The organism is Nitrospirota bacterium (assembly GCA_030684575.1).
Taxonomy (GTDB): domain Bacteria; phylum Nitrospirota; class Nitrospiria; order Nitrospirales; family Nitrospiraceae; genus Palsa-1315.
On sequence record JAUXVD010000012.1, the window covers coordinates 1 to 22,380 of the forward strand.

Annotated in this window: 21 protein-coding genes and 4 tRNA genes; 13 read left to right on the forward strand and 12 right to left on the reverse strand. The window is 57.2% G+C overall.

The genetic code is table 11. The features are described 5' to 3' along the window. From Q8N00_09235 to Q8N00_09260, 6 genes are all read right to left on the reverse strand, one after another. Positions 1–141, reverse strand: a 141-nt coding sequence (locus Q8N00_09235) for a GTP-binding protein (GenBank protein ID MDP2382977.1), incomplete at its 3' end; no start/stop codon positions are given. 88 nt (positions 142–229) lie between these two features. Further along, positions 230–305, reverse strand: a tRNA-Thr gene (locus Q8N00_09240). A 63-nt stretch (positions 306–368) separates the two neighbouring features. Continuing rightward, positions 369–443: transfer RNA gene (locus Q8N00_09245), tRNA-Gly, on the reverse strand. Positions 444–539: 96 nt separating this feature from the next. Beyond that, positions 540–624 (reverse strand) — tRNA-Tyr (locus Q8N00_09250). Positions 625–940: 316 nt separating this feature from the next. Continuing rightward, positions 941–1,852, reverse strand: coding sequence for a hypothetical protein (locus Q8N00_09255; GenBank protein ID MDP2382978.1), 912 nt, complete (start codon positions 1,850–1,852; stop codon positions 941–943). 48 nt (positions 1,853–1,900) lie between these two features. Then, complete coding sequence (locus Q8N00_09260) at positions 1,901–3,928, reverse strand: ATP-dependent helicase (protein ID MDP2382979.1); 2,028 nt, start codon at positions 3,926–3,928, stop codon at positions 1,901–1,903. Positions 3,929–4,101: 173 nt separating this feature from the next. Between Q8N00_09260 and Q8N00_09265 the strand changes: the two genes are divergently transcribed. The 4 genes from Q8N00_09265 (at position 4,102) to Q8N00_09280 (ending at position 9,072) form a co-directional block, all read left to right on the forward strand. Then, the gene (locus Q8N00_09265; GenBank protein ID MDP2382980.1) at positions 4,102–4,962 is read left to right on the forward strand and encodes a hypothetical protein; all 861 of its coding nucleotides are present in this window, start codon (positions 4,102–4,104) and stop codon (positions 4,960–4,962) included. Positions 4,963–5,034: 72 nt separating this feature from the next. After that, positions 5,035–7,194: an alpha-glucan family phosphorylase gene (glgP, locus tag Q8N00_09270; protein ID MDP2382981.1), complete on the forward strand. Its 2,160-nt coding sequence runs from the start codon at positions 5,035–5,037 to the stop codon at positions 7,192–7,194. Continuing rightward, positions 7,188–8,600, forward strand: coding sequence for a HEAT repeat domain-containing protein (locus Q8N00_09275; protein ID MDP2382982.1), 1,413 nt, complete (start codon positions 7,188–7,190; stop codon positions 8,598–8,600). Before glgP ends, Q8N00_09275 begins: the two co-directional genes overlap by 7 nt. A 16-nt stretch (positions 8,601–8,616) precedes the next feature. Then, positions 8,617–9,072, forward strand: a complete 456-nt coding sequence (locus Q8N00_09280; protein MDP2382983.1) for a hypothetical protein — start codon at positions 8,617–8,619, stop codon at positions 9,070–9,072. Positions 9,073–9,075: 3 nt separating this feature from the next. Here Q8N00_09280 and Q8N00_09285 read toward each other — a convergent pair whose 3' ends face one another. The 4 genes from Q8N00_09285 to Q8N00_09300 form a co-directional block, all read right to left on the reverse strand. Then, a complete protein-coding gene (locus Q8N00_09285) occupies positions 9,076–9,894 on the reverse strand; it encodes a HEAT repeat domain-containing protein (protein MDP2382984.1) in 819 nt (272 codons plus the stop codon). A gap of 51 nt (positions 9,895–9,945) precedes the next feature. Beyond that, positions 9,946–10,152, reverse strand: a complete 207-nt coding sequence (locus Q8N00_09290; protein ID MDP2382985.1) for a hypothetical protein — start codon at positions 10,150–10,152, stop codon at positions 9,946–9,948. Positions 10,153–10,277: 125 nt separating this feature from the next. Beyond that, complete coding sequence (locus Q8N00_09295; protein MDP2382986.1) at positions 10,278–10,937, reverse strand: septal ring lytic transglycosylase RlpA family protein; 660 nt, start codon at positions 10,935–10,937, stop codon at positions 10,278–10,280. Between the two features lie 360 nt (positions 10,938–11,297). Next, entirely contained in the window at positions 11,298–11,621 is a 324-nt protein-coding gene (locus tag Q8N00_09300) for a hypothetical protein (GenBank protein MDP2382987.1), read from the reverse strand. Positions 11,622–11,844: 223 nt separating this feature from the next. Here Q8N00_09300 and Q8N00_09305 point away from each other — a divergent pair, with 223 nt between their 5' ends. The 9 genes from Q8N00_09305 to Q8N00_09345 all read left to right on the forward strand — a co-directional run bounded on the left by Q8N00_09305 (position 11,845) and on the right by Q8N00_09345 (position 19,660). Further along, a complete protein-coding gene (locus tag Q8N00_09305) occupies positions 11,845–12,825 on the forward strand; it encodes an ATP-binding cassette domain-containing protein (GenBank protein MDP2382988.1) in 981 nt (326 codons plus the stop codon). Further along, positions 12,822–13,589: an ABC transporter permease gene (locus Q8N00_09310; protein ID MDP2382989.1), complete on the forward strand. Its 768-nt coding sequence runs from the start codon at positions 12,822–12,824 to the stop codon at positions 13,587–13,589. The genes Q8N00_09305 and Q8N00_09310 overlap by 4 nt, the downstream gene beginning before the upstream one ends. Further along, positions 13,580–15,109 (forward strand): Gldg family protein, encoded by a 1,530-nt coding sequence (locus tag Q8N00_09315; GenBank protein ID MDP2382990.1) that lies wholly within the window; start codon positions 13,580–13,582, stop codon positions 15,107–15,109. Before Q8N00_09310 ends, Q8N00_09315 begins: the two co-directional genes overlap by 10 nt. Before the next feature lie 28 nt (positions 15,110–15,137). Beyond that, positions 15,138–16,487: a DUF4340 domain-containing protein gene (locus tag Q8N00_09320; protein ID MDP2382991.1), complete on the forward strand. Its 1,350-nt coding sequence runs from the start codon at positions 15,138–15,140 to the stop codon at positions 16,485–16,487. A gap of 231 nt (positions 16,488–16,718) precedes the next feature. Further along, positions 16,719–17,225 carry a response regulator gene (locus Q8N00_09325; GenBank protein ID MDP2382992.1) on the forward strand — a complete coding sequence of 169 codons (507 nt, stop codon included), beginning with the start codon at positions 16,719–16,721 and terminating at the stop codon, positions 17,223–17,225. Between the two features lie 137 nt (positions 17,226–17,362). Beyond that, positions 17,363–17,439: transfer RNA gene (locus Q8N00_09330), tRNA-Arg, on the forward strand. A gap of 144 nt (positions 17,440–17,583) precedes the next feature. Then, on the forward strand, positions 17,584–18,798 hold the full coding sequence (locus Q8N00_09335; protein ID MDP2382993.1) for a hypothetical protein: 1,215 nt from the start codon (positions 17,584–17,586) through the stop codon (positions 18,796–18,798). Positions 18,799–18,806: 8 nt separating this feature from the next. Continuing rightward, positions 18,807–19,217 (forward strand): Lrp/AsnC ligand binding domain-containing protein, encoded by a 411-nt coding sequence (locus Q8N00_09340; GenBank protein ID MDP2382994.1) that lies wholly within the window; start codon positions 18,807–18,809, stop codon positions 19,215–19,217. Next, on the forward strand, positions 19,214–19,660 hold the full coding sequence (locus Q8N00_09345; GenBank protein ID MDP2382995.1) for a hypothetical protein: 447 nt from the start codon (positions 19,214–19,216) through the stop codon (positions 19,658–19,660). The genes Q8N00_09340 and Q8N00_09345 overlap by 4 nt, the downstream gene beginning before the upstream one ends. A gap of 2 nt (positions 19,661–19,662) precedes the next feature. On the opposite strand, the gene Q8N00_09350 is transcribed toward Q8N00_09345, so the two are convergent. Together Q8N00_09350 and Q8N00_09355 are read right to left on the reverse strand one after the other, a co-directional pair. After that, on the reverse strand, positions 19,663–21,066 hold the full coding sequence (locus Q8N00_09350; protein ID MDP2382996.1) for a sigma-54 dependent transcriptional regulator: 1,404 nt from the start codon (positions 21,064–21,066) through the stop codon (positions 19,663–19,665). After that, positions 21,066–22,229, reverse strand: a complete 1,164-nt coding sequence (locus tag Q8N00_09355) for an ATP-binding protein (protein ID MDP2382997.1) — start codon at positions 22,227–22,229, stop codon at positions 21,066–21,068. The genes Q8N00_09350 and Q8N00_09355 overlap by 1 nt, the downstream gene beginning before the upstream one ends. Between the last annotated feature and the right edge of the window lie 151 nt (positions 22,230–22,380).

Here is a 22,380-nt window from a genome sequence, read left to right on the forward strand (position 1 = left end):
GTACGGAATGTACTTGGCCATGCCCTTCTCCGCACAGACTTTCGTCAAGGCCGCGGTCAACGTCGTCTTGCCGTGGTCCACATGCCCGATCGTCCCGATATTCACGTGCGGCTTCCGCCGCTCATATTTCGCCTTCGCCATGCCTCAACTCCCTTTCTGAAAATCTCCCAACGCACTATTCCCGTCGCGCTAACTAAATAATACGCGCACTGATCGAGCAAGCCCTACCTGGAGCCCACGACGCGGATCGAACGCGTGACCTCGTCCTTACCAAGGACGTGCTCTACCAACTGAGCTACGTGGGCCTTCACTTCACGCCTTTTCCCGTCGCGCCCATCGTATTCGCTCCGGGTCGAGCAAGCTCGGTTTGGAGCGGGCGATGGGATTTGAACCCACGACAGCCAGCTTGGAAGGCTGGAACTCTACCACTGAGCTACGCCCGCCCATATTCTTCCCACAGTCTCAAACCTTGCAGCACACTTCACAACTGTCCTCAATCAAGCCCCAACCCCTACGCCCCACAAGCTAAACTATAATGATGGTGGGCAGGCAAGGATTCGAACCTTGGAAGCCGATGGCAACAGATTTACAGTCTGCCCCCTTTGGCCACTTGGGTACCTGCCCAAAACGCCCCGCACAATAAATCTATTCTCACAATTATCAGCTTCTTTTTCATCGCATGATGATGAAAGAAGAATAAGCTGGTCCACGCACATCTCCCCCTGTCCTTATAAATAAGGACAATTGCGGCGAGATGCGGGCACAGCCTTGTTCAGGAAACGCTCGATTCTATTGATGGGGTATGGCGAAGTCAAGACCCAAAATCAGAATTGTCTTGTTTTTCTCAGACATACCCACAAGCGACCCTGCCGAATGACCATTCTTTTACGAGTTTCGGCACCACCAGCCTCACCTCTCCCCTACTATTCTTGAAACAATGTCATGGCATGATGGAGTGCGAGCGCTTGCCGTCACATTGCCCCTCTCGCTGACCCCTCTCGTCCGGTCCAGCTAGCACTCCCACCGCGCGGGCAAGGAGACCGGGGGAGGCCCCCATCACATCCCTCATCAGCACCACCGCTTCCTCTGACGACAAGCGCGAGGCTGCCGCCAAGTATCGCTTGTGCGTCACGACCCTCTCAGCAGGGTCTTCAGGCTCGTAATATCCTCGGAGGGCCCCTTCACGATCGGCAATCCTGAGACGACGCACCCATTCGTCCTGACTCCTCCCGGACTTTTGGATCGACGGCCCTGCGCCCTTCGTCAATTCCAACTGATTCCACACCATCCACCCGACAAACACCGCCCAGGTTTCGTTGAGGGCTTCCCACGATTCACGTTCCGTCAGAAATCGCTCCTCCGTTTCGCCCTTCCTCTGCACCACCGGCGTGATCAGGACCGCTCCATAGCGACAGCCCTGTTGCATTTTTGCGAACGTGAGAATCGGGTCCGGCAACGCCTCAGCCGCCGTCGTGGCCAAATAATCGACATAGGCGTGAAACAATTCGTGGTACAGCGTCTCGATTTCGACATGCGTAAGCCGTCCGAGCGGACGCAACGTGGCGCCGGCGCCATTAAAGGACAACGCGCGGTTGAGCACCATCCGATGCTCGCCGAGATGATACTCGGCGGCATAGGTGCGCAAATCGTCGAACTCAAACTGGATGAAGCTCGGCGGGATCGCCTTGAGGAACTTCGTCGGAAGACCCAGCGTCTGGGCCTCACTGAGCAGCTGACGCCACATCCGGTCCGTCAACGATGGCCGCTCCTCCGACAACCCCGCATTCGGCAGGGAGAGGAGTCCGCCCAACAGGAGGCCTATCAGGGCCACTCTACGCAACATAGGCACCATCGATATTGATCCACTCGAGGGTGGGAAGGCTATCGCGGGAAGTATCGGTCACATCTCATGGTCATCGCGGCTATACCAGTCAGGCCGCCCACCTTCCTCCATGAGGGTCAGCTGATTCAGCAACGCAGGCGCTACAGGATCCAGGAAGCGAGAGGGATTCGAGAGCACCATGCCACTTCCCCGATCGAACACATTGATCGGATAGGTGAGGTACAGATGCCGCTTGGCTCTCGTCACGGCAACATAGAACAGCCGCCGCTCCTCCTCCAGCTCCTCATCTTCACCGAACGCATAGACCGATGGAAACCGTCCATCCACAACCCACATGACGAATACACATTGCCACTCAAGCCCCTTCGCCGAATGGATGGTGGACAGCACGAGCCTCTCGTCATCGCGATCGGGAGCCCCATTGCCGGCGGCGCTCCCATCCGGGGGCTCCAGCGCCAGATCGGACAAGAAGGCTTCGAGCTCTTGATACCGCTCCGCGATCGTCTGCAAATGGTCCAGATCCCGTGCACGCTTGGGATAGTCGTCGTACTGGTCCTTGAAAATCGGCAAGTAATACTCATAGATCTGGCTCACCAAATTCGCCGGCCGCAGCGCTTCGTCTCCCGCAAGACTTTCGAGCGTCAACGCCAAATCCTTCAACCCCTTCCCCGTTCGCCCCGGCATCATAGAAAGGGCGCGATAGGGATTATCAGACTTCACCAACGCCGCCATGACATCCTGGGCCTTCTTCGGCCCGACCCCTTCGATGAGCATGAGTACGCGATGCCAGCTGACAAGATCCAGCGGGTTCGCCACCACTCGTAAATGGGCCAACAGATCCTTCACATGTGCGGTCTCGATAAATTTAACCCCGCCACGCTTGATAAATGGCAGTCCGTGGCGCGACAGCTCAATTTCCAGATCGAAGGAATGGAAGCTCGACCGAAACAGCACCGCCATTTCGCCGAGCGGGACCCCTTCCTCCCGCAGCTCCAAAATTTTCTGCGCGATGAAACGCGATTGCGCATTCTCCCCTGCCGCTTCCACCAATGTCGGCAATGGCCCGTCCAACTTCCGAGTAAAGAGCCGCTTCGTATATTTCTCGGTTGCCACGTCGATAACGGCATTCGCCAGATTCAGGATCGGCTGGGTACTGCGGTAGTTCTCTTCGAGTTTATAGATCGTGGTGCCGGAAAAGAGAGACGGAAACTCCATGATGTTCTTGAACGTCGCACCACGGAACGCATAGATGGATTGCGAGTCGTCGCCGACGACCATGACGTTCCGATGAGTGGACGCAAGGTGCCGAATAACATCCGCCTGCAAGCGATTGGTGTCCTGATACTCATCCACCAGGATGTACCGATACAGCGATGAAATCGTCCGTCTGACCGCGTCATCTTCCATCAAAAGCCGCCGCAGCAGCACCAGCAAATCGTCATAATCTACCAGCTGACGCTGGCGTTTCGACACCTGATAGCCCTGCTGTAACTGCCCAAGCGCCTCCAGATGGTCCGCAAAATGATTGAACTCTTCGACGACGATCTCGTCGAGCGGGCGCAGGGTATTCTCCGATTTGCTGAACATCTCTGCAATCGTCCCCTTGCGGGGAAAGCGCTTGTCTTTTTCGTTCAAACCCAGCTGCACACGAACCAGGGCGATCAAGTCTTCGGCATCACCCCGATCCAGAATGGTAAAGCCGGGCTCCAGGCCGATCGATCGACCATAGCGCCTGAGCAACATATTGGCTACGGAATGAAACGTACCGCCACGCACCCGCTCGCTACGCACGCCAATCAGCTCGCCCGCCCGCTCAAGCATCTCCTGCGACGATTTTCGCGTAAAGGTGAGCAGCAGGATGTGAGACGGATCGACCCCCGAGTCGATCAAATAGGCGACGCGATAGACCAGCGTTCGCGTCTTGCCGCTGCCGGCGCCGGCAATGACCAAAGCCGGCCCTTCGCCCGCAGTCACCGCTGCAAGCTGCTGGGCATTCAACGCCGCGGCATAGTTAAGCGAGAGCACGGAGGCCGGCCCTTGGTCCGGCGACCGCTTCAACACATACGGGGTACTGTCTCGGTTCATGTGGCAGCTCGTGAGGTGGTCGCGCTCTATAGCATACTGGGGTGGCCCTTTCAAATCGACCCATCGGTCCCGACCCAAGCCTGACCGATCAAAAGACCTACCAGAGAGACGGCCCTTGGAGACCACGCCGTAACCTGTATATAATGGCCCCTCTTTTTATATGTGAGGTCATTGTGGGAACGTCCAAAAATCCTTATAGCGAACAACTCCGCGGAATCGCCGAACTCATACTCGCCGTCGCCGGCGAGTCCGTGACCGTCATGAAACGGAACGCCCCGGAGCGAGCCTTGAAATTGAAGCGACACGATGAATGGGGCATCTACCTTGAATTCCTCAAAGTCATGTTCAACCTCACGGACCGGCTCTCCATTCTCTACTTGCCGATCAAGGACCAGCCTCTGTTTATGGACAGCCTCGAAGACGCCGTGACCCTGCAATTGAAAAGTGTGCTTGAGCCGGCATTCGGTACTGGCGCCGACCAAACGGAAATCATGCTCACCGTCGGCGCGGCGGTGGCAGAAAGCCGGCAAACCTATGAGCGATACCGGTTCCTGGTCACTGAGGATACCCCCGAGAAAACCGAGATGCTGAAAGACTTTGGCGGACGAGTCGCCGATGCGATGGGCATCGCAGGGAACGAGCACGTATCCTCGGCGGCAACCCTCTGCGCGAGCGCCGTCATTCCAGCCATCAAAGCCGTCTTAGCCGGAGACGCGCCACCAGCCGCTGCCGTCAATACCGCCGATCCAGCGACCGCGACCGCATCCACCCTGTCACCGCCCCCTGCGACACCTGAACCTCAGGGGCCAACAGGAACCGAAATCAAATTAGTCAGCGTGATGTCAACCGTCGAGGGAGAAGAAGTCGAAACTCGCTGGGGACTGCACCCGCGATTCCGACAAGATCTTCCTCCGGAGGACATGCAACAAGTCACCAGGCTAATGAATCGCGTGGCAAAAATCCTTGGTGAACGTTATGCCTCCGTGGCATTCTCCGACGAATGGACGTCCTGGCATAAAGCCGGTCACGCCTAACCGCTCTCGCCAGTTGCATCTGGCCGTTCCCACACGACGACGCCAACTCCCCATCAGAAACTTGGAGGTGCAGTGGATACTTCGCAAACAGCAACCAGTGTACCGAATGGCATTCCATCCGGCCTCTCACGTCTCATGGAGCTGGCGCATAACCTCTGGTGGAGTTGGACCCCGGAGACTCGTCGACTGTTTGAGCACATCGATCCAACCCTCTGGGTACTGACCCACCACAACCCCGTAGAGCTACTGGCGAAAGTCAGGCCAGACCGGCTCATGCACCTCACCCAAGATCCCTCGTATATGCGGTTGTACTCTGCCGCCCTCAAGATATTTGACGAATATCTGCAGAACAAACAAAGTTGGTTTAAAACACAACATGGCGACTTGAAAGCCCCCACCATCGCCTACTTCTCTGCGGAGTTTGGTCTACATCGATCCATCCCGATTTACAGTGGTGGCCTGGGCATTCTTGCCGGGGACCATTGCAAGGAAGCCAGCGATCTGGGCGTGCCCCTGGTGGGAATTGGATTCATGTATCCACAAGGATATTTTCGACAACGGATCACGCCAGAAGGATGGCAAGAAGCAGCCTATGCTCCATTTAAACAAGCAGAGTCCCCGATTCATCCTGCCCTCACTCCATCGGGAGAGCCCTGCCGGATTACGGTCGAGATCGGGAGTCGAGTCGTCACGGCTGCAGTCTGGAAAGTGCTTGCCGGACGGGTGCCCCTCTACCTCATTGATACAGACGTCCCCGAGAACAGCCCTGAGAATCGAGCTCTTTCAGCTCGACTGTATGGCGGCGATCAAGAGATGCGCCTCTGTCAGGAATATCTGTTGGGTATCGGCGGTGTCCGCATGCTGCGTGCCTTGGGCATCGCACCGACGGTCTGGCATGCCAATGAGGGCCACTCTGCCTTCCTCACACTCGAACGCATTCGCGAATTGACCCAAAAAGGATCGACGCATGCAGACGCCTGCGAAACGGTCCGCCAAAGCACCGTATTTACAACCCACACTCCGGTGCCAGCCGGCCACGACGTGTTCCCCCATCACCTCATGGACCGGTACTTTACCGGCTATTGGGATCAACTGGGTCTCTCGCGGGAAGACTTCCTGCGATTGGGCGACACACCCGAGTCCCAGGGACAAGGGTTCAACATGACGGCACTCGCGATCCGAATGGCCGCGCATGTGAACGGGGTCAGCCGTGAACATGGACGGGTCTCGCGTGAGATGTGGCACCATATGTGGCCGGGACTGGCCACCGAGCAGGTCCCCATCCGTAGCGTGACAAATGGCATCCATGCCCCGACCTGGATCGGACCAGAGCTCAACCAACTCTATGGCAAATACCTGGGCCCGGAATGGACGGACAAATGCGACGACACGGCGATGTGGCAACGGGTTCTGGATATCCCCGATCAGGAACTCTGGGCCGTGCATCAAACCAGCAAACGAAAACTGATGAGCTTCATCCGGGAACGGGCGAGAAGCGGCTGGATGCAGGGCCACCTCCAGGCCTCGCAAGTCTTAACGCGAGGCACGTTGCTCGATCCCGAAGCGCTCACCATCGGCTTCGCCAGGCGTTTTGCCACCTACAAACGAGCCACCTTGTTGTTCCGCGATCTCGAACGGCTCAAACAGTTGCTCCATAACCAATGGCGTCCCGTCCAATTGATCTTTGCCGGCAAGGCTCATCCAGCCGATGAGCCTGGTCGCTATTTCATCCATGAAGTATTGAGTTTTTGCGACGACCATAAATTGGGCGGACATGTGGCGTTTATTGAAAACTATGATATGCACATGGCGAAATTTCTCGTCCAAGGGGTCGATATTTGGCTCAACACCCCACGTTTTCCCTTGGAAGCGAGCGGAACGAGCGGGCAAAAGGCCGCACTCAACGGCGTCATCAATCTCAGCGTCCTTGATGGCTGGTGGAAAGAGGGCTACAACGGAGCCAATGGATGGGGCATTGAACCATTGCTCGAAAGCCAGGATATTCAGGCCCAGGACGAGCATGATGCCCAACAGCTCTATCGCATGCTGGAGCAAGAGGCCATCCCCCTCTACTATCAACGAGACCTAGATGGGATACCCCGCGGCTGGGTACAGCTCATGAAGGAAAACCTCCGGACCAACGCGCCTAGATTCTGCACCAAACGAATGGTCAAGGAATACGTCGAAAAGCTCTATGCGCCGGCTATGGTTCACACACCCTCGACATGGTAAACGACCTTCACCCTAGTCCCACACCCGAGCGTCGCACCGCCACCATCTGGCTGCAAATACTGCTGCTGCTCACGCTTGGGGCTAGCGTCACTAGCCGCCCTTTAGCCGAAGCAGGCAAGCCAAACTCCCCGATAGGAGCTGCACTTGAGCGCGAAGCCACGAATGCGTTCAACCAGGCCGAGTACGACCAGGTGATGAAACTCTGGCAATCGATCCCGCCAGAAGCCACCCCATCGAAATCGCTCATCCGCCTCGCCTTCCACAGTGCCCTCAAGCTTGGACGGCCGGAAGAGGCCCTCACCCTCTACCACCGGTTGGTCCCAGCTGACGCGCCAGACGATCGAGCCCTCTTACGGCCATTGGCCCTCAGCTTCGTCACCAGCCATGTCCGAGATTCACAGGAATATGTCCGGATCACAGCCTACACCGTCTTAGCCGAACTCGGCCTCGCAGAGACACGAGCCGTACTGGAAGACGGGCTCCTCGATACATCGGTCTTAGTCCGAGCGCGCGCCGCTGAAGCGATCGGAAAGGCCGGCCTCGCAGGAAAGTCAGGCCCCCTACAACGGGCGATGAACGATGCCATGCCGGCCGTACGTATTGCCGCCATGAACGCGCTGAGCGAGGCCAAGGTCACGGCCATCATGCCTCAGCTCATCGCGATTGCCAGGACGGACGACGGACCGGAAGCCGTGTTCGCCTATGCCGCACTCTATCGGCTCGGCAAACGGGATATGCTGACCGACATTACCGGCGCGGCAACGCTTCCGGACCCCGAGGTCCGGATGGCGGCCCTGGGAGTGCTGGGACAACTGAAGCGCCCAGCCAGTCTGTCGGTCCTGAGCCAGGGGGTCTACGATCCCGAGCCATCGGTCCGCGCATTCGCCGCCGGGGCATTGGGTGACTTTGGGCAATCCGGTGGGGTCGCACCCTTAACCCATGCGCTGGACGATGACAACGCGCGTGTACGCGCCATCGCCGCCACGAGTCTTGGACGATTGGGGATACGGGAGAACCGACCATTGCTGCAGGCCCTCACGCGCGATGCCAGCATGCAGGCACGAGCCAGTGCGGCAGAAGGGCTACTTCGATTGGGCGACATATCGGCCATCTTGCTCGCGGCCGACTTAGCGAGACACCCGGATCCCTCTATACGCGCCGCTGCAGCCCATGCATTGGCCGCAACGCCCGATAAGCAAGCCGCCGTTATTTTACAAATGCTCTTGCAAGACCAGCAACCACAGCCGCGCCTCATGGCCGCGAAAGCCCTGGGAAAGAGCTCCGCTCCGGTGATGCCGTTGCTCAAGAAAGGATTGCAGGACTCAGACGTCGCCATTCGGCTGGCAGCCGCCGGAAGTCTCCTGCAACAACTCCGACGCTCCGCGCCATCCACCAAGTCCCATTAGTCGAAAGGATCTCGCCATGTGGAAATTCGTTGGAGCCCTCCTCCTGGCCGCCACATCGTTCGGCCTCGGATTCTATTTCGGCCAACGCCCGGTCGGCACATTACAACACACGATCTCAGACCTCCAACGTTCCATCACAGACATGTCGCGAAACATTTACGACACGACAAGAGGGATCGAATGGGACCTCCGAAGGCGACAGGCACTACTCGACAGCAAATCGAGAGTGGTGCAGGCAAAAGCAGAACTGTTCGAGAAAAATGTTGGTGAAGCCGCGAAGCAGTTAAGTGCGGCGGTCGAAACCCTGGAGAATGCGATTAAAGGGGCGAAGCAAGACGAGTCGACCATCGCCGTGCGAGCACTCACCGCCACGATTCAAGAAGTCAGGCTGGAATTGTCGATGGGGAAACCGGTCTCACTGAAGAAGATCGATGACATTCAACGGGAAGTCGACCGGCAACTGAGTAAATAGCCGCTACGCGCTGGCGGGCTGCTTCTTCCACTTCGCCAGGATCCGCTCCACCCGCATCCTGACCACCATATCCGAATCTTTCATCAATGGCTTAATCGCATCGCGGCCCCGGTCATCGCCGATCGCCTCGAGTGCCGCCGCGGATGTCAACCGGGTAAACCAATCCTTATCACCGAGCATCACGATGAGAGGATCAATCGCCTCGGCGCTCTTGATCCGGCCCAAGGCCATGATCGCCTGCTTCTGAACCATCTCATCCTTGTCCTTGAGCGCTTTGACCAACCGAGAGACTGACGGCTCCCCCAGTTCGACGAGCGCATTCGTGGCATCGTCCTTAAACTCGTCATTTTTCAGCTGCAGCATCAACGGATCGAGCACGCGCTCGTCGCGAATCTTCCCTAACGCCGCAATCGCATACTTTCTGACATCCCAATCGCGAAGCAACTTGATCAACAGTTCGACAGCAGGAGAACCGATCTGGCCCAACCCCTCGATGGCAACTTCCCTGACTTGCCAGTCGCCGTCACGCAGCGCATTACACAGCGGCTCCACGCAGCGTTCATCACCCATTTCCCCGAGTGTGATTGCGGCTTCGCGACGGACCACCCAATCGGAGTCCTTGAGCAGATCAATCTGAATCTCGATCTCGTCCTTGACCTTCTCTTCTTCAAGGACCACTTCCTCGGTGAACTCCGCCATCGGAAAATCTGGGACTGGAAGTTCTCCGGTCAAATCCGCGGCTACCTGATCGGTGAATTCGTCGCTCACCGTCTCAGGAGCAATAGGGCTGGCAGATTCTTGTTTGTGCTGTGGTTGTTCCATAGGTACTACCTTAATAATTCACTCGCCCATCACTGTCCCAAGCCGTGGACATTACTTTGCGGGAGCAGCGGTTTTCTTGCTAGCCGAATTCTTCTTGCGTAACGTGACCGTACGCCGTTTCCGTTGCGTCCGCCGCAGCCGCTTCTTCAACGAACGAAGGGCTTCGTCCTCTTTCGGGTTTTTGTGGCCGGTTAATTTCTCCGCCACCTTCTTTTTAAGTCTGGTTTCGTCCGATTCAGTCGCCGTTTTCTTCGCCATCCGGATTCGGGCCTCCATGTATACCAAATTGATCTGAATTATTTCCCGGCTCCCACCGGGAGTCGGCAGTCTAGTGGAGAGCTTCACGCCCTGTCAACCAGCGGTTCGACCGGCAGGCAGCAGACCTAGGAAATGACGACCGTCGCCACTTCGGTATGATCGGTATGATCGGCTGTCTGTAGCCCCGTCAACCGGCGTGCACGCCGCGAGACCCAGATATCGCCAGGAGAGAGTCGAACAGGATAGACGAGAAGAGGGTCTGACTGGCCCCACGGGAATGCCAGCGCCTCCGAACCGAGTTGCTCTCGCCCAAGAAGAAGCGACGTCGAGACCGTCGCCATCGCTTCTGATGAGAGCAAAGCCACTGGCCGTCGTTCTCCAACCAACTGCACCCGAACCACGGAGAGCCCCCCTGATAACATCCCTATCCGAGCTGCGGCACCTCGTGAAAGATCGAGAATCCGCCCATTGATATAGGGCCCCCGGTCCGTAATACGAACATGAACATGCTTCCCGTTGACTAAGTTCACCACCCGAACCACACTGCCGAGCGGAAGGGTCCGATGGGCAGCGGTCAGACCATCCATATCGAACAGTTCTCCGTTCGCCGCTTGCTTGCCATGAAACGACTCGCCATACCAGGACGCCACGCCACGATCCTCAGCCCCCACGTCCAAGTGAGACACCCCCGTAGGAACCCACGAGCAGGCCCCCATAAGTATCCCCAGGCTAAGACTCATCGCCCCTAGTAACTGGCGGCTATTTCCACGCATGTGATCGATCATCGAAGACCTCATATCCCAGGTTGAACCAACTATCCCACAGGCCCTGGCCTGTGTACCCTCACAATACGGTCCAACCGGCAGTCCAACAATACCGAGAGCGTAGCCCCACCCCCTACATTTGGATGAAGAAGGAAGGGAAAATCGAAGAGGGATTGTTCGAAAAAGAACGGACGTCCGAGCTTTGAAGATTACACGGCTCTATCCATATAGAAGAAACTACGTGCGATAGTCAACCCACATCAGCTCAAACTAGGATGGATGAATGTGCCCGTACCTAAGAATGGGATACAACCCTTCGGGTCGAAACCGCCCCCGCCAGGGCATCACAGGCTGGTTGGCTGGCGAGGTACACCCGAAATGTTATTGAACCTGGATAACCTGAGCAACCACCCCATCCCGCTGCTTGATATAGGTCAGCCACACCGCTTCACCCACTCGGATGGTCTGAAGCCCGACCCGCTTTCCCTTTCGGGTCACCTTGGTTTGACCTGTCACCCGGGCCCCCACGGTCATATCATTGTGCTTGCTCAAGGGTGTCTTAACGACAATCGTGTGCGGAGCCTGTGCGACGTTTACCGCCACGACCTGGCCATGAACCCGATAGCTGCGCCCAGCGGCCGCCCGACTCTCGATCGGCAGGCAAATGAACAGCACCAACGCAACGACGGCGAATAGTCCCCTCATGCTTATGGCACCCAGATCATGGTTCAATCCCCTCTAGCAAAGAGACTCCGTACGCGCGCGGACTCTAACAGGATGGTGAAAACCTGTAAAGTTACAGAAGGCAGAGCCCGATATTGACTGCCTCAATCCGACTGAGTAAGATGCCGATCTGTTGCCTGTTCGGGTGCGAATACACAACCCGCCGGCTGTGCGCCACAAACTCACACGATCCAAGTCAGCGCATATGATTGAAGTCCAACAGATCACGAAGCGGTATGGGCACCATACCGCGATCGATCGGGTCAGTTTTTCTGTCGCAAAAGGCGAGGTGTTGGCGTTCCTGGGTCCCAATGGGGCAGGGAAAACGACCACCATGCGTATCTTGACCTGCTTCATGCCGGCTACCGAGGGCACGGCACGAGTGGCAGGATTCGACTGTGCGGACCAGCCGCTCGAAGTAAAACGCCGGATCGGGTACTTGCCGGAGACGCCCCCGGTCTACCTCGAATTGACCGTCACAGAATATCTTCAGTTTGTCGGCCGCCTCCGTGGCCTGACCGGGAAAACGCTCACCTCGGCCATGCAACGCGAAATCGAGCGGCTCGGCCTTGGCACGGTGCAGTACCGGCTCATCGGAAATCTGTCCCGCGGATACCGCCAGCGCGTCGGCTTAGCCCAAGCGTTGCTCCACGATCCTCAAGTATTAATCCTGGACGAGCCGACTGTCGGACTCGACCCGAAACAAATCATCGAGATCAGGGAGTTGATCAAGAATCTGGCCGGCTCTCATTCCGTGATTCTCAGCACCCACATTCTTCCTGAAGCCACCGCCGTGTGCCAGCGCGTCGTCATCATCAGCGGCGGACGGATCGTGGCCGAAGACACGCCGGACCAACTCTCTGCGCGGTTGCGCCAGTCCGAAAAAATCTCGCTCACGCTCAAATCTCCCGCGGCAGATACCGACAGCCGCCTGAAGGCCGTCCAAGGGGTCCAGAACGTGTTTGCGAGCGGCATCCCCGGCACCTTTCTTCTGGAATGCGACCTGGGCCGAGATGCAAGGGAAGAGGTGGCTCGGCTGGCAGTCATCAGTGGATGGGGACTGCTTGAGTTAAAAGCCATCTCGATGACATTGGAAGACGTCTTTCTCCAATTGACAAAAGACGAAGCCGGCCTCGGACAAGACGAGGTGGTGACGCCAGCAGAACCATCAGGCCAGCCAGCATGACACCAGTCCAAGCCATCATCGCCAAAGAGCTGCGCTCCTATTTCGTCTCACCCGTAGTGTATGTCGTAGGGGCGGTGTTTCTCTTAATTGTAGGACTGCTCTCCTATCTTTACGTCGTCTTTGCAGGAGCCCAGGCAATTCAGCTGATGCAGATGCAGGGAACAGCTCAGATCAATCTGAACGACTTAGTCTTCCGGAATCTGTTCTCCAGCGTGCGATTCATCCTATTGATTATTCTGCCGATCCTGACGATGCGGCTCTTCGCCGAAGAACGGAAACTCCGCACCTTTGAATTCCTCTTGACCTCTCCGATCGGCATCAACGAAATTGTCGTCGGCAAATTCATGAGTGTCTTCCTCGTCTTTTTGGGGTTGCTCGGACTGACCGGGCTCATGCCGCTTGTACTCGCGCTCTTCTGCGACTTCGATTGGTATCCCGTGCTGACCGGCTACTTGGGACTGGTCTTGCTTGGCGCCCTCTTTCTCTCCGTCGGCCTGCTAGCCTCGGCCCTGACAGAAAACCAGATCGTCGCGGCCTTTATCAGCTTTGGCCTGCTACTGGTCCTCTGGCTCCTCGCCGGTGTCGGCTCACTCCTCGGAGAAACGGCCATTGGGCAGGCCATCTCATACTTGTCATTTATGGAACATTACGACCATTTAGTCCGTGGGTTGGTCGACACGAAGGACCTCGTCTACTTTTTTAGCGGCCTCGCCTTGATGCTCTTTCTGTCTCACCGAGTCGTGGATTCATCACGATGGAAATGAGCCTCAAAACGATTCCACTTGGCGTAGTCGGAGTAGCCCTGGCCGTAGCCGGCGCGGTCGGCTACAGCCTCGCTCCGGAGAAACTCTGGCTCGTCACCCTCATGGAGGGATCCGCGCTGCTCTGTCTCATCCTCTTCGCCGTCGTCCATTTCGGCAGCCTGAAAGCCTTCTCCACTCGCCGTTCGACACGTATGGGCGCCAACAGCCTGCTAATGATCCTTCTCTTCATCAGCATCCTCGCCATCGTGAACTTTCTCCCGGCCCGTCATTCCATTCGTTGGGACCTGTCGGAAAACCAAAACTTCTCCCTCTCCCCGCAAACACATCGCGTGCTCAGAAATCTCCCGCGCGAGGTGCTCGTCACCGTGTTCACCAGAGAAAAAGACCCCGGCTACCAGTCCTACAAGGAACGGCTCGATAGCTATCGGCAGGCCAGCTCAAAGATTACCGTGGAATTCGTCGACCCGGAACGGCAGCCGAAAATTGCTCAAACCTATGGTATTTCCAGAACTGACACAGCCGTATTCGAAAGCGGCGGACACATGGTTCGTATCACCGCTCCTTCGGAGGTGGAACTGACCGGAGCATTTATCCGCGTGTCTCAAGACAGCAAGAAGCGCGTACTCTTTCTCGAAGGGCATGGTGAACCAAGTCTCGACGATCGGGAACGAACCGGGTTGTCTACCGCCAGAGAAATCCTGGTCAAGCAGGGGTACGACGTCGGCACCGTCAGCCTGCTGAAAGAAACCGCCGTACCGGATCACACCGCCATCCTCGTCGTCGCCGGCCCCCGTCGTCCGGTGATCATCGAGGAGCAAGAACGTATTCATAGCTATGTGGAAAAAGGCGGCCATCTGCTGCTGCTGCTCGACCCGAATACGCAAGCAGACCTGAATCCCTTGCTCAAGCGGTGGGGCCTGGGAGTCGGCCCTGGATCTCTGGTCGATTTACAAGATCGACTGGCCCAAGGCGATCTCACCTCCCTGCTTGTCCGCACGTTCACCGAACATGAAATTACGCAGGACCTCTCCGCGGCCGTGCTCTTTCCCCTTGCACGGCATATCACCTTTGACGAACAGGTTGGCGCGGCATGGGACTACGTGCCGCTTGCCCGCACATCCCCAAACAGTTGGGCAGAAACCGACTTGAAGGGCCGTGTCGTCAACCTCGATGAAAAGGAAGACATCAAAGGCCCCCTACCGATGGCTGCGGCCCTTACACCAAAAATCACACCGGAAGAAGGCAAGCCCCGTCCAGCCATCGTGGTCATCGGCAATTCCACGTTTGCGACCAATGCCTTCGTCAACTTTCCCGGCAACAGCGATTTTTTCCTCCATACGGCTGGATGGTTGGCTGAAGAACGGAACATGATGGCGATCGCCCCGAGAGATTCCGCGCTTCGACCGTTTACGCCCAACCCATTACAGGAACGAGCCCTGCTCTATCTACAAGTCATCCTCCTGCCGGCCACCATGTGTATCGCCGGCATCATGGTCTGGCGAAAACGTCGGCGCCTATAGAACGATGCGTTATTGGCCCACATTCGTCATGGCACTCGTATTGGCTGGGCTCGGCCTCTACCTCTATGCCATCGAACTCCCCCAGCAAGAGTCGCACGAGCAGCAAGAGACTGCCGACAAGAAGGTCCTGCTCCTTGACCAGCAAATGCTCACAGGACTCACCGTCAAAACCGACCGGCACGAACTCGTCTTTGCCAGGACTCCTGAGAAGGGCTGGATGATGACCGCGCCCCTCAAGACTGACGCAGATCAGCGGGAACTACAGAATCTCATCAGAGCCTTAGTCACCGGTGCCGTGACCCGTATCGTCGAAGACCGCCCCGCGAACTTGGCCCCCTATGGACTCGACGACCCGATCACCACCATCACCATCATGGCCGGCACCGAACGGGAGACGCTCTCCATCGGAGATAGCGGACCTCTCTCCTCTACGCTGTACGTCCTTCGTGAATCGGATCGCAAGGTCCTGCTCACCAATCTGGCCCCCAAAGACTTCGTCAACAAAACCTTGATGACATTTCGACGCAAAGACCTCTTGCGCCTCTCACAAGGCAACGTCGAACAGATCCGACTGACCTACCCGACCACAGAAATCGCGCTCTATCAGACACAGGAGAAACCCAAGAGCAAATGGAGGCTTCGCTACCCGATTGAAGCAGAAGCGGATCAAACGGAGGTGCGAACCCTGTTGTTCAGACTCGAAGACCTCAAAGCGTTGGGCATCGTCGATCCGGGCCCCGAACGAGACGCCTTGGCGAACACACTCACCGCGCCAAAAGTCAAAATCGCCATCCATACGTCCGATGGGGATCAAACGGTCAAGCTCTACCAGCCGGACCCAGCCAGCGGCGAAGCCTTTGCGGAAATGACCCCCACTGGCCCGCTGTACCGCATCAATCCCACCGCGATCAAAGACCTGACCAAAGAGCTCTTTTCCTTCCAAGACAAGCGGCTGCTCGGCATCGATTACACGGATATCGCCATGCTCTCGGTGAAAACCGCAACCGAACACTATGTCTTGATCAATCAACAAAAAGAATGGGTCATGGAAGATCGGCCGGAACCATTGGACCAACAGGCCACCGATCTCTTTGTCAGCCGTGTCGCGAATGTGCCGGCAGAAGAACGGGTTATCAAACAGGCCGGACCATTGGCGCCCTATGGGCTCGTGGCACCGGCAGCGGAATTCATCGCCACAGGGCGGGATGGAAAGATTGCCGGAAAACTCTTGATCGGGAGCCATGCCAACGGCCTGGCCTATGCGATGGGGCAACGGACCCCCGGCATCTTTCAGATTCGCGCCGACCTGCTCACGCAAATTCCTGAAAAGAGCGATCTCTTCGCTCAAAAAACCGGGAAGACGCCAACAACCCCGTAGTCGCAGTCGATCGCGTTCGCTCCCTCAACACAGCCGCTCCCAGCGATTTCACAGGTACCAGCACCTGATAACACAGGAAGAAGCCACGGCTAGATCTCTATCCTCACTAGGCCCCTGCCTGCCCGTTTAAGTTTCCTGGAGCAAGACCGATAGAGACCTTGAACATCTACGACCTACAGATACGACGGTTGGCTCAACCCGTTCGGCGATTGACCGAGCCAGGAGGTCCTCATGAAGAAACAGGCACCTGTGCCCCCATCCTCCACCAAAATAATTCTGATCGTTGACGATGACCCGTCAATGCGCCTGATCTGCGTGAAAACCCTCCGAGCCGAGGGATTTACAGTCCTCGAAGCGGAGGGCAGCTCAGAATCATTAAAGATCTTAGCTACCCATACAGAGCCGATCGATTTACTCGTGACCGATCTGATGCTTCCACCGCCAGGCCTTAAGTTTGCCTCCACCAAAAATCCCTATCCGCGGGTCCATGGTCACGAAATCATCCAACGAACCCTGGATATGAAAAAGACGCTCCGGGTGATCCTGATGTCGAGCTTGTCTGAACAAGATCGCAAGGCCTATCACCTCTCCACTGACCACGTCCCTTTTCTCCAAAAACCATTTTCCGTTGAAACCCTCCTGCAACTGGTCCATGAGGTGCTCGCCGCAGCACCACTTTCAATCGACGAATCCGCCGGCGCGTCGATTGCCAAGCAAGACGTTCGATGGTATGGCTGACCGCTCGTTCCAATGCACCTCAACTCCGCCCCTCCCAACCCCAGATCAATCTTCACGGAATCCTCTTGGAGCCAGGCCACTGTGACCACACTCCCCGCTAGACTTTCCTCGATTCCTGCAGTATCGTAGCCCCCGTTGCCCCCGTAGCTCAGTTGGATAGAGCAAGCGTTTCCTAAACGCTAGGTCGTACGTTCAATTCGTATCGGGGGCACCAAATCAACCTCGCCCCTGCCTTCGCACCATCACCATTCAGTGAAACGAACCAACCTCCTCCCTCAACCGACGTCCAGCTGACCTGTTCACTTTCCTATGTTTTCTTGCCGCGTTGTAGCGGCTGGGCTAGACTTTCTCCACACCTATGCCACGCGCCAAAACATCGGACCAATCACGCGCTCGATCGAAAACTGCCACGGTTGAAGAGCTCACCCGTGGCGTTGGAAAGCTCCAGGAATTTCTCTCACAGGTGGAAGACCTCGGACGAGAAGGCTTTCCCTATATGGACGCAGCCAGGGCAAGAACAGAGTTACAATTCCGTGAATGTGTTCGCCGCACCTTCGGCGAGAAGTCCACGGAGTTTCAGGAACACCGCCAGCACAAACTTCTCATGGACAGTCCTGAGGAGACCCAACGGAGCATTGCCCTGATCAAGACGCTAATTGCCAAGATTGAGCAAAAGAAACATGAGCTACAGGGAGGAGGGCCTCCACAGATGACGCTCGTGCCGGCATCGATTCCAACGGTCCAGATGGCCATGCTGCACACGGCACCAGTTGCGTCACCGCCACTGATCATGTCTGTCGCCATGACGACCCCTCTCGATCCATCATCAGCCACCGCAGCACCGGATGTGCCCCCGCCGCTGACGGATCCTCTGGCACAGACTCAGACAGCGACATCGTCTGCGCCACCTCACCCGGTGATTCTCCCTGCCCCGGCAGCCCTTCATCCGTCAACATCGACTCCGCAGACCGCTCCGCCACGACATGCCACCGAGACTGTCGTTCCTCCAATGCTCTCGGCCAGACCAGCGCAGGAGGCGCAACAGCCTTCTCCCTCAATGCCGGCTACCCCTGCCCGCACCCAAGCGACAATGCCTCAATCTCTTCTGGCTGAGTCGGATCCGCTCGACCTCGTCAAGGGACTCTGCAGTCGATTCCATGCTGTGGCTCGGCAATTGCGGCTCCGTGGGGAGCACCGCGCAACGTTAAGTGTGGAGGACGAGTTCGACGCACAAGATCTGCTGCACGCAATCTTGCGGACCCATTTCGACGATATCGGCACGGATGAATGGGCCCCGAGTTATGCCGCGGGATCCCCGCGCACGACATTCTTGTTGAACAACGGCCGGCTGGCTGTGCTTGTCAAAAAAACACGCCCAGGCCTCAGCGCGAAAGACCTCACAGCCCAACTCAAGATTGATGCAGACCGGTATCGATCCCACGAGCGCTGCGCGACGCTTCTCTGTTTTATGTACGACCCCGAAGGCCGCATCGGGAATCCGCGAGGCCTTGAAGCGGATCTCACCAGTGTCAGTGATTCATTTATCATCGACGTACTCGTCGCCCCGAAATGAGGATAGCAATGAAGAGGTCGAAGTCTGCCGACGTCACACTCAGCAAATCGACAGGACGCGCTCCAGGATTGACAGAGACGACGGGCATCCGCTACGTTGGCAACGAACCCGCTATTCCTGCGGTACCCTGTACGATTCATGCTCCAGTCGATGGCGGGATCATTATGTCGGATCGGGCCTATGTGCTCATCAATGTCATGCCGGGACAGACCAGCGAAGTGGTGCGGGCATTATCCGCCATCAAGCAGATCAAGACCATCGACCCCTGCTGGGGCAAGCCGGATATTATTGTGGTGGTGGAAGTGACCGACCAGGATGCCTTGACCCAGCTAGTCCTGAAGCGAATTCATGAGATCGACGGCGTCTCGCAAACCGACACCCATCTCGTCTATCGATTGAAAGACAGCAAGGCCAAGTGACCGGCACCTTTCGCATACTCAGCCTCGCCCTCCTCGTCATCTGGGCATCGGCTTGCGCTGGCCCTCCCATCCCCCATGAACCGGACGTGATCGATGTCACGCTGCACGCGACGTCCGATCAGGTAAAAACAGCCGTGACCCAGGTCCTGACCGAGGGAGGCTACATCGTCGATCGAACGGATGACGAGAACCTGACAACCGGCTATCGAGAGGAAATTAACGGCCCCTGGGACTGGTTGCTACGCTGGCGTTTCGGTACCGGACGAAGCCGTGTGGACGTACTGGTGACGTCGGCATCCGAGAACAGCAGCCGACTTCGACTGCACGTGCGGTATGAAGGGAAAGACGGGATTTTTACCAGGTGGGAAGAGTCACCCTCCGCAACACCCCAAAGCGCAGAAAATCAATTGCGGCTGATCAAGAACGCACTCCAAATTCTGTAGCCCTACTCTTTCTCTCCGCTATCGGCATCGTCGCCGAGGTCCAATCCAAACCGCTCAGCCATCCGATAGAGCGTCCGCCGATCGATGCCGAGAATCTTAGCCGCTTTGACTTTATTCCCCTTGGTTTCCTTCAGCACGCGAACCAGATGCCGTTTCTCGACCTCCTCAAGCGTCAAACAGACCTCATCTTTGTGATCGATCGCTCCGGCGGTCTCCTTCGACGGCAGCTCGGTCTGGCGTAACGACGCCGGCAAATCGTCCGGCGTGAGCAGTGGACCATGGCTCAACGAGACAGCCCGCTCAATGGCATTTTCCAACTCGCGCACATTGCCGGGCCACCGGTACTGCGTCAACAACGTCATCGTCTCGGGCAGCACTCCACGCACCGCATGCGCCGCCCCCGCCGCGCATTTCTGCAAGAAGTGATGCACCAACATCGGAATATCTTCACGCCGCTCCACCAGCGACGGCAACGTGATCCGTACGACATTGAGCCGATAAAATAAATCGTCTCGAAACTTCCCTTCTTTGACCAGCTGCTCGAGATCTCGATTCGTTGCCGCGATGATACGGACGTCGACCTTCGCCGATGTCGTGCTTCCGACACGGCGAACTTCGTGATCCTGCATCACCCGCAACAACTTCACTTGCAATGCCTGGCCCATCTCGCCGATTTCGTCGAGAAACAACGTACCGCCGTTCGCGGATTCGAACAGGCCGATCTTATTCCCCACCGCGCCGGTAAATGCGCCCTTTTCGTATCCGAACATTTCAGATTCCAGCAGAGAATCGGGCAACGCTCCGCAATTCACCGGAATGAACGGCTTGTCACGACGGGATCCATTCGCGTGAATCGCCCGTGCAATCAACTCCTTGCCGGTCCCGCTTTCCCCTTGTAGCAGTACCGTGCTCTTACTTTCAGTCACCCGCGCGACCAGCTTATACACCTCCAACATGGCGGTACTGCTCCCCACTAACGGGGACCAATCATCCTTGCTCTTCAACTCTTCCCGGAACCTGGCATTTTCACGGACAAGTTGACAGTGATCGAGACTCCGCTTGACCACCAGCTTGATGTCTTCTTTCTTAAACGGCTTGGCCAGGTAGTCGTAGGCTCCTTGCTTGATCGCTTCGATCGCCCCTTCAAGCGATCCGAAGGAAGTCAGCACGACCACCGCCGTGTCCGGGCTCATCCGTTTGAACTCACGCAACACGGTCAATCCGTCGACCGCGCCCATTCGAATATCCGTCAGCACCAAATCCACGCGCCCCTGGCGTCCACGCGCAATGACTTCTTCTCCGCTGGCAAAGGCCTCAACAGCATATCCTTCCTTCTTCAAGGCCTCCGCCAAGAGCTCCCGGGCAACTGCATCGTCATCAACTACGAGAATATTCGCTGGTGGCATCAATCCCTCTTTCTCACGCTCGTCGAGCCGTCCTCTAGTCCAGGCAAGATCACCGTGACCGTAGTGCCGCGCCCCAGTTCGCTCTCAAGCGACAGACTGCCGCCATGAGCCAAGACCGTTTCGCGGCTCAAGAATAGCCCTAATCCGGTGCCCTTGCCAACCGCCTTGGTCGTGAAAAATGGCTCAAAGGCTTTTTGCACATTGGCCTCTGGCATGCCGCATCCGGTATCCCGCACCGCAACCGTGATCACCAGAGGGGACATCGCCTCGGCCACTCGCCGACCGAGGTCCAGTTCATCCGAGGAGGCGGCACGAGTCCCGACGACGACGCTCACCGCGCCATGCGGTGGGGTAGCTGCTAGGGCGTTAGCCAACAGATTGACCAACACTTGGTGTATTTTCTCTGCATCAGCCCACACGTGTGGAAGGTCCACGGGAATCTCAACCGTCAAGGAGATCCCTTTTGCATGAAAAGCCGGCTCCATGAGCACGGTCGCCGGACTGATCACCTGCTCCACGGGCAACCACGTCGGTTCAGGCTGACGAGGTCTGGTGGAGGAGAGCAAATCCTGAATGATCCGAACCACCCGTGTGAGCTGCTCATCAATGATTGTCACCCGCTTCTTCATCTCCGGCGTGACACCCGGCTCTTCAGCCAGCGCTTGCACATGCCAGGCAATCGAATGCAGCGGCGTACCGACCTCATGCGCCACGGACGCCACCAGCTGCCCCACTGCGGCTAACCGTTCCGAGCGATTCAGCTGGTCTTTCGCATCGACCAGCTGCGTATTGGCCTTCAGAAGATTTTCCGTTTCCTGGGCCAGCGCGGCACGCGCCGCCTCCTCTCGCGCCTTGCGTTCTTCCCAGGTCATTCCGATATAGGCCACGACCAGCAGCACCCCTGCAACCAGGCTGCGATTGATCACCGCCGCCTGAAACCGCCCCGGCTTGGTCGGTTGCATCAGCCCCAAATAGGTCGCCCCCACACAGGCGACCACCGTGACGAGCATCAGGATGCGACTGCGCACCGTCGCCACCAGCAAAATCGGCAACACAAAGCCATACGCGCCGACTACATTTGCCGGAGCAACCGTTTCAAGCACCATGATCGCCAGGAACACCGCCCCTGCGATCGCCAATACAATGCGATTGTGTTTCAGCATGGAAGTGGGGAATCCGCACACAGAAGATGAATCATGGCTAGGTCTCTAGCAAGCGGCGAACGATCATTTCATCACAGCAGAACGTTGCCGGATCCTCACACAGGCTGTCAGCAAGGCCGCAGGCGAGTCGAAACCGGAGGCGTACCCTCTG